Below are 7968 nucleotides of genomic sequence, written 5' to 3' on the forward strand. Positions count from 1 at the left end.
CCGGACCGATGATTATCCGACGGATGGCGATGAAAGTCAGGTCGCTGCGGCAGCGGCGTGCCCGCCGTAAAAAAGAGATGCGGACGGCCCCGGATCGACGAGGAGACCGGTACCGCCCGCATCGGTGAGTCGTGCCTGCAGGCCAAGGCACCACCGCTTGTGGTGCCTTGGCGCGGCCGCCTCATCGGCGGTGCCGCGATGCCGGGGCAGAAGCGCCCGGCGGGGCCATCGATGGCCGGGTCACGCCGTTCCGGGCGTGACGGGGTGCGTCAAAGCGTGGGGGACGTCGTTGGGAGCGGTGTTTCGTACATTCGCAGAAGTCGTTGCTTGGCCAGCAGCTTTTCGCGCTTCATGCGACCCAGGGTGACATCATCGATCGGGAGTACACCCAACTCCGCGTCCATGCACTTCTTGTTCAACTTGCGGTGCTGGTCATGGAGTGCCCTGAACTCCGGATCACGCGCGCGACGGGCGTCGATCTCGCTCTGGGGCTGATCTTCAAACATGATGGACCTCCTTCGACAGATACACGAACGCCCCGGCCGCAAGGCACGGGGCGTTGTTCATGGAGGAGCGCCGGTCGATGGCCACCTGGACGCCTGCAACGACCTGCGGCACTGGCCTGCGCACGTCGATTCGCTGCGGTTCGCGCCCTGTTTGCATCGGCCCGGCCCTCCCATCGTCCGGTCCGCGGCATTGCGTCCCGGACGATTGACCCTACGCCTGCTCAAGGCGGGGAACAAGACCCCTGCGGCAAAAAGACCGAACCCCGCCGGGGCGGGGTTCAGGCTGAATGCTCATCGCAACGAAAAACAAACGATATCAAGCAATTACGGGGCGATGATGACCTCGGCCGAGCGCGCCTGGGTGGAGGCCGCCTTCTTGCCGGCGAGCTGGATCCGGTTGCTCGCGACACCGGCCGCGACCAGGGCATCGCGCAGGGCCTCGGCACGCTTCTGGCCTACGCCATTTGCGTTGTCGTAGGCCTCGATGCGCAGGCGGCCCTTCTTGCCGATGTTCAGGTACTCGGCCAGTGCCTTGGCCTGGTTGCGGGCCCCGCCGGACAGGCTGGAGGCGCCGGCGGTGAACGCGTCACCACGGAAGGTGAAGACTTCGCCGCGACCATCGAACTTCGAGGCCGGCAGTTTCTGACCGGACACCAGCTCGGCTTCCTCGCGGGCCAGCTTGGCGGCGTTCTGCTGGGCGGCGCTGAGGCGCTGCTGCTGCTTGCCGGCCACGCTGGTCAGGGCGTTCTCGGCGTCCTGGCGGGCCAGGGTTTCGGCCTCGGCGGCCTGGCGCAGGCGCTCGGCCTCCTCCGCCTGCATCTGCGCCTGCATGCGCAGCTGCTCGGCTTCCTGGCGGGCGCGGGCGGCGTCGCGGCGGCTGGCCTCGATCAGCAGGTCGCTGCGGGTCCGCTCCAGGCGGTCGACCTCGCGCGCGGCCAGGGCGGTACGCACGGCGGTCTCGGCAATCTCCACCCGGCGCTCGGCCAGGTAGGTGGCCAGCTCCTGGTCGCGGCGCTTGGCCTTGTCCAGGGTGGCGATGGCCTGCTGGGCCTGCATGCGCTCGAAGGCGCCCAGCTCAGCGGTGTCGGGATTGGCCTGGATGGCCATCAGGCGCTGGCTCAGCTGCGCCACCATCGGGTTGTCGGCGGCCACGGCCAGGGGCGGCAGCGCCAGCAGCGCGGCCAGGGTTGCGGCAGTCATCGGCTTCACCGGCGGTCCTCCCCGGTCGACAGCTGGCGTTGCAGCTGGTTGACCTCGTTGCGGCGCAGCTGCAGCTGGGCAGTCACGGTGGCTTCCTCGCTGCGGACGCGGGCCAGGTCGGCATCGGCGGCGGCGCGCAGGGCGATCGCCGGGGCGTTCTTGCGCTCGCGGCGGTCGCCGGCAGCACGCTGGGCCTGCCCCAGCCCCTGCCGGGCCAGCCCGATCAGGTCCGGGGCGTACTGGTCGGCGTCGGCCTGGGTGGCCTTGTCGACCGCCTGCCGGGCCTGGGCCAGTTCCAGTGCGCCGTCCTGCGCCCAGGCGGGGGCAGACAGTGCGAATGCAAACGCCATCACATACAGGCCATGGCGCATTCGTGCGAAGCTAAGTCGTTTCATTGGGGAGGCCGTACCGGTTGTCGGTTCACGGCCATTGTCGTCAAGCCGACACCGTGCTGGCAACGGGCGTCGGCCGTTTCGTTGGGGAAAATTCGCAATGGATATCGGCTACTTCCTGAAGCTGATGACCGAAAAGAACGCTTCGGACATGTTCCTGACCACCGGAGCACCGGTCTACATCAAGATCGAGGGGAAGCTTTATCCGCTGGGCAACACCGGCCTGCCGCCGGGCATGGTCAAGAAGATCGCCTACTCGCTGATGGACGAAGGCCAGGTGCCGCAGTTCGAGCGCGAGCTGGAGCTCAACATGGCCATCGCCCTGCCCGATGCCGGGCGCTTCCGCGTCAACGTGTTCAAGCAGCGGGGCGAGGTCGGCATGGTCATCCGCGCCATCCGCAGCCGCATCCCGAGCATCGAGGAGCTGAACCTGCCGCAGGTGCTGAAGGACGTCATCATGACCCCGCGCGGGCTGGTGCTGGTGGTGGGGTCCACCGGTTCCGGCAAGTCCACCTCGCTGGCGTCGATGATCGACCACCGCAACAGCACCACCACCGGCCACATCCTCACCATCGAGGACCCGATCGAGTACCTGCACAAGCACAAGATGTCGATCGTCAACCAGCGCGAGGTCGGGCTGGACACCCATGCCTTCCACAACGCGCTGAAGAACGCGATGCGTGAAGCGCCGGACGTGATCCTGATCGGCGAGATTCTGGACGCGGAAACGATGGAGGCCGCCATCGCTTTCGCCGAGACCGGCCACCTGTGCCTGGCCACCCTGCACTCCAACAACGCCGACCAGACCATCGAGCGCATCCTCAACTTCTTCCCGGAAAGCGCGCACAAGAACGTGCTGATGAACCTCGCGCTGAACCTGCGTGCAGTGATCAGCCAGCGCCTGGTGAAGAACAAGGAAGGCCGTCGCCTGCCGGCCACCGAGGTGCTGATCAACACGCCGATGATCCGCGACCTGCTGCGTCGTGGCCAGGTGCACGAGATCAAGGCGGCGATGGAAGGCTCGCTGGAGGAAGGCATGGAGAGCTTCGACCAGTGCCTGTTCCGGTTGGCCAAGGCTGGCACCATCGAGCAGGAGGAGGCCCTGCGCGCGGCCGACTCGCGCGATGGCCTGGCGCTGAAGTTCCGCCTGTCCGAAGGTAGCAGCGGCGAACACGACCCTTACGCGGATTTCTCGGCCGGCGCGCCGAGCATCACCCACGGGTTCTGACCTGAAGGGTTCAGGGGCGGTCTCATCCAATGAGACCGCCGATCCGTAGGTTTCCGCAATGGAAACCATCCGCAAGCTTGCCATCCTGGCTGACGCCGCCAAATACGATGCCTCCTGCGCCTCCAGCGGCTCGGGCAAGCGCGACTCACGCGCCAGCGGCGGCATCGGCAGCACCGAAGGCATGGGCATCTGCCACAGCTATACGCCGGATGGCCGTTGCGTTTCGTTGCTGAAGATCCTGCTGACCAACTTCTGCGTCTACGACTGCGCGTACTGCGTGAACCGCGTGTCCAGCAACGTGCCCCGCGCGCGCTTCAGCGTGGACGAGGTGGTCGCGCTGACGCTGGACTTCTACAAGCGCAACTACATCGAGGGCCTGTTCCTTTCCAGCGGCATCATCCGCAATGCGGACTACACCATGGAGCAGATGGTGGAAGTAGCACGGCAACTGCGCGAGGAACACCGCTACGCCGGTTACATCCACCTCAAGACCATTCCCGAAGCGTCGCCGGAACTGCTGGCCAGCGCCGGGCGTTACGCCGACCGGCTGTCGATCAACGTGGAGCTGCCCACCGAAGCCGGGCTGAGCGCGCTGGCACCGGAGAAGACCGTACAGTCCATCCGCGGTGCGATGGGCGAGCTGCGCTGGCGCATCGAGGAAGCGAAGGAAGCGCGTAAGGTGCCAGCGGTGGTCGGGCCGGTGTCCACCCGCAGCGCACGCCCGCGCCCTCCCCGTTTCGCACCGGCCGGGCAGAGCACGCAGATGATCGTCGGCGCCGACGGCGCCAACGACCGGCAGATCCTCGCCAGCGCCGATGCGTTGTACGGCAACTACCGCATGCGCCGGGTGTACTACTCCGCCTTCAGCCCGATTCCGGATGCCAGCCGCCAGCTGCCGCTGCAGCCGCCGCCCCTGCAGCGCGAGCACCGCCTCTACCAGGCCGACTGGCTGCTGCGCTTCTACGGCTATGGCGTGGATGAAATCACCGATACCACCCAGGCCGGCATGCTCGATCTGGACATCGACCCGAAGATGGCCTGGGCGATCCGCCACCCCGAACGCTTCCCCGTGGATCTCAACCGCGCGCCGAAGGAAATGCTGCTGCGCGTACCCGGGCTGGGCGTGCGCAATGTGAAGCGGGTGCTGATGGCGCGCCGCCACGGTCGCCTGCGGGTTGCCGATGTGGCACGCCTGAAGGCGCCGATGAGCAAACTGCTGCCATTCGTGCTGCTGGCCGACCACCACCCGCGCAGGGCGCTGGACGATCCGGCGGCGCTGCGCGCCCAATTGGCCCCACCGCCCCGTCAGGGATCGCTGTTCGATGCCCCACCGTCAGCCTGACGCACAGCGCTGGTCGCTGCGGGTGGACCCGCCGTGGTCGCTGGAGGCCTGGCGCAACGGTGCGCGCGATGCCCTGTTGCGCGGCATCGCACCGGAACAGCTCGACTGGCTGGAGGGCAGCGAGGCATCACTGCTGGATGCGCCGGCGGTCAGCTCCGCGCCCGTCCTGGCCGATGCCGGCGTGCCGAACGTACCGCGCGACTTCCTTGAACTGGCGGCCACCTGCCTGTGCCATCGCGATGTGCAACGCATGGCCCTGCTGTACCGGTTGCTGTGGCGCATCACCCATGGCGAGCGCTCGGTGCTGACCAATCCCGCCGATGCCGACGTGCTGCGCGCAACCGCCCTCGCCCAGGCCGTTCGCCGCGATACCCACAAGATGAAAGCGTTCGTGCGCTTCCGGGAGGTGCGCGGCCAACCCGAGGCGTTCATCGCGTGGTTCGAGCCAGAGCACCACATCGTCGATCGGGTGGCGCCGTTTTTCGCGCGCCGCTTCACCGGCATGCACTGGGCCATACTGACGCCGTCACGCAGCGTGGCATGGGATGGACAAGCGCTGGCCTTCGGCCCCGGCGCACGGCGCGAGGACGCCCCGGCAGAGGATGCACGGGAGGCGTTGTGGCAGACCTATTACGCCAGCATCTTCAATCCGGCCCGGCTCAATACCCGGATGATGATGCAGGAGATGCCTGCCAAGTACTGGCGCCACCTGCCCGAGGCGCAGCTGCTGCCGCGCCTGGTGCGCGATGCGGGCGATCGCGTGCAGGAAATGCATGACCGGCCCGCGCAGGCACCGCAACGGAAGATACCTGCGCGGGCGCTGGCGCCAATGCCCGCCGCCGACGCCAAGGGATTGCAGACACTGCGCCAACAGGCGCTGGCCTGCCGCCAGTGCCCGCTGTGGGAAGCGGCCACGCAGGGGGTGTTCGGTGAAGGCCCGGTCGATGCCCGGATCATGGTGGTCGGCGAGCAGCCGGGCGACGTCGAGGATCTGCGCGGCCAGCCATTCGCCGGCCCGGCCGGCCAGTTGCTGGACCGTGCGCTGGCTGAACTGGGAATCGATCGCGCGGCACTGTACCTGACCAATGCGGTGAAGCACTTCCACCATGAGCGCCGCGGCAAGATCCGGCTGCACAAGCGTCCGGAAAGCCGCCACATCCAGGCCTGCCGGCCATGGCTGATGGGCGAGATCGCGCGGGTGCGGCCGCAGGTCATCGTCTGCCTCGGCGCAACCGCGGCAGCCTCGGTATTTGGCCGTGATGTCAATCTGTCACGCGACCGTGGACGCTGGCACACGCTGGAGGACGGCACCCGCGGCTACGCCACCGTGCATCCGGCGTGGGTGCTGCGGCAGGGCGATGGCGCCCGCCGCGAACAGGCCTATGCGCTGTTCCGCGATGATCTCGCGCAACTGCTGCAAGAAGGGGACGGAGGGGATTAAGTCGTATATGCATTTACGACGTAATCCCCTCCGTCCCCTTTTTTTGGGTTCAGGCGGCGTCGGGCTGGTTTTCCGGGCGGGCGCGGTCGAACGCGTCCAGCGCCTGGCAGGCCGCTTCGATGCGGCGCAGGGTCGGGTACGGCGTCAGGTCCAGGCCGAAGCGGTGTGCGTTGTAGAGTTGCGGCAGCAGGCAGAGGTCGGCCAGGCCCGGACGATCGCCGTGGCAGAACGTGCCTGTGTCACCGCTGTTGGCCAGCAGCGTTTCCATGGCCTGGAAGCCTTCGGCCATCCAGTGCAGGGTCCACTGCGCGCGGGCGTCGGCCGGCAGCTGCAGGTCGCGCTCCAGGTACTGCATCACCCGCAGGTTGTTGATCGGATGGATATCGCAGGCCACCAGCTGGGCCAGCGCCCGCACCCGCGCGCGGCCGGCGGCGTCGGCCGGCAGCAGCGGTACCTGCGGGAAGCGCTCATCCAGATATTCCACGATCGCCAGTGACTGGGTCAGCACTTGACCCTCATGCAGCAGCGTCGGCACCAGCTGCTGCGGATTGAGCGTGCGATAGGCGTCCAGGTGCTGCTCGCCACCCTCGCGCACCAGGTGCACCGGCCGCGCCTCCCAGGCCAGGCCCTTCAGCTCCAGGCCGATGCGCACGCGGTAGGCGGCGCTGGATCGCCAGTAGGTGTACAGCACGATGCCGTCGCCGACCGGGCCGTCGTCAACCAGGATGTCCATCGCCGCCTCCATGCTCAGGGCTTGGCCGCCTGTTCGATGCGCTGCTCGATCGCGCCGAAGATGCTGTTGCCCGCGGCATCAAGCATCTCGATGCGGACCACGTCGCCGAAGGACATGAACGGTGTGCTCGGCTTGCCGTCGCGCAGGGTCTCCACCACGCGCTGCTCGGCGAAGCACGATGCACCCTTGCTGGTGTCTTCGTTGGCGATGGTGCCCGAGCCGACGATGGTGCCGGCGCCCAGCGGACGGGTCTTGGCCGCATGCGCGACCAGTTCGGCGAAGTTGAACTGCATGTCCACGCCCGCTTCCGGCGCACCGAACCACTTACCGTTGATGTGGGTCAGCAGCGGCAGGTGCACCTTGCTGTCCTGCCAGGCCGCACCCAGCTCATCCGGGGTGACGAACACCGGCGACAGCGCCGAACGCGGCTTGGACTGCAGGAAGCCGAAGCCCTTGGCCAGCTCGCCCGGGATCAGGTTGCGCAGCGAGACATCGTTGACCAGGCCGACCAGCTGGATATGGCCCGCCGCCTGTTCCGGGGTGGCGGCCATCGGCACGTCGTCGGTGATCACCACGATCTCCGCTTCCAGGTCGATGCCGTAGTCCTCGCTGACCACCTTGACCGCATCGCGCGGGCCGTGGAAGCCGGCACTGGTGGCCTGGTACATCAGCGGATCGGTGTAGAAGCTCTCCGGCACCTCGGCGCCACGGGCACGGCGCACGCGTTCGACGTGCGGCAGGTACGCGCTGCCATCGACGAACTCATAGGCGCGCGGCATCGGCGCGGCCAGTGCCTGCGGGTCAAGGTCGAACACGCCATCGGCGTCGCCGGCGTTGAGCGATTCATACAGGGCGTTCAGGCGCGGCGCGATGTGGCTCCAGTCTTCCAGGGCCTGCTGCAGGGTGGCGGCAATGCCGGTGGCGCGCACGCCGTGGCGCAGGTCGCGCGAGACGACGATCAGGGTGCCGTCGCGGCCGCCTTCCTTCAAAGAACCAAGCTTCATGGGTGGGTGTCCGGAGTCGTGGGCAAACAAGTTTCAAGTGTAATCAAATCTGCGGCGGCGCCAAGCTGCAGCGCGGCATCGGCCCACCCTACCGTAGTGGGGGTCGGCAGGGCTTGCAGCCC

Annotated in this window: 8 protein-coding genes; 3 read left to right on the forward strand and 5 right to left on the reverse strand. The window is 67.6% G+C overall.

The window, feature by feature from the left end:
* Positions 1-269: 269 nt before the first annotated feature.
* From ARC63_RS06845 to ARC63_RS06855, 3 genes are all read right to left on the reverse strand, one after another.
* Positions 270-506: an HP1242/YdcH family protein gene (locus ARC63_RS06845; protein ID WP_005407964.1), complete on the reverse strand. Its 237-nt coding sequence runs from the start codon at positions 504-506 to the stop codon at positions 270-272.
* Positions 507-830: 324 nt separating this feature from the next.
* Positions 831-1715, reverse strand: a complete 885-nt coding sequence (locus ARC63_RS06850) for an OmpA family protein (RefSeq protein WP_010480632.1) — start codon at positions 1713-1715, stop codon at positions 831-833.
* Positions 1712-2077 (reverse strand): DUF4398 domain-containing protein, encoded by a 366-nt coding sequence (locus ARC63_RS06855; protein WP_057502873.1) that lies wholly within the window; start codon positions 2075-2077, stop codon positions 1712-1714. Before ARC63_RS06855 ends, ARC63_RS06850 begins: the two co-directional genes overlap by 4 nt.
* 121 nt (positions 2078-2198) lie before the next feature.
* Between ARC63_RS06855 and ARC63_RS06860 the strand changes: the two genes are divergently transcribed.
* Genes ARC63_RS06860 through ARC63_RS06870 form a run of 3 tightly spaced genes read left to right on the forward strand, consistent with a single transcriptional unit; the run spans position 2199 to position 6109 of the window.
* On the forward strand, positions 2199-3326 hold the full coding sequence (locus tag ARC63_RS06860; protein ID WP_043398800.1) for a PilT/PilU family type 4a pilus ATPase: 1128 nt from the start codon (positions 2199-2201) through the stop codon (positions 3324-3326).
* Positions 3327-3384: 58 nt separating this feature from the next.
* Positions 3385-4668, forward strand: a complete 1284-nt coding sequence (locus ARC63_RS06865; RefSeq protein WP_057502874.1) for a putative DNA modification/repair radical SAM protein — start codon at positions 3385-3387, stop codon at positions 4666-4668.
* On the forward strand, positions 4649-6109 hold the full coding sequence (locus ARC63_RS06870; protein ID WP_057502875.1) for a UdgX family uracil-DNA binding protein: 1461 nt from the start codon (positions 4649-4651) through the stop codon (positions 6107-6109). Before ARC63_RS06865 ends, ARC63_RS06870 begins: the two co-directional genes overlap by 20 nt.
* A 49-nt stretch (positions 6110-6158) precedes the next feature.
* On the opposite strand, the gene maiA is transcribed toward ARC63_RS06870, so the two are convergent.
* Both maiA and ARC63_RS06880 read right to left on the reverse strand, forming a co-directional pair.
* Positions 6159-6842: a maleylacetoacetate isomerase gene (maiA, locus tag ARC63_RS06875; protein WP_057502877.1), complete on the reverse strand. Its 684-nt coding sequence runs from the start codon at positions 6840-6842 to the stop codon at positions 6159-6161.
* A 14-nt stretch (positions 6843-6856) separates the two neighbouring features.
* Positions 6857-7846: a fumarylacetoacetate hydrolase family protein gene (locus ARC63_RS06880; protein WP_043398812.1), complete on the reverse strand. Its 990-nt coding sequence runs from the start codon at positions 7844-7846 to the stop codon at positions 6857-6859.
* Positions 7847-7968: the final 122 nt, after the last annotated feature.

This window comes from Stenotrophomonas geniculata ATCC 19374 = JCM 13324 (genome assembly GCF_001431625.1).
Classification (GTDB): Bacteria; Pseudomonadota; Gammaproteobacteria; order Xanthomonadales; family Xanthomonadaceae; genus Stenotrophomonas; species Stenotrophomonas geniculata.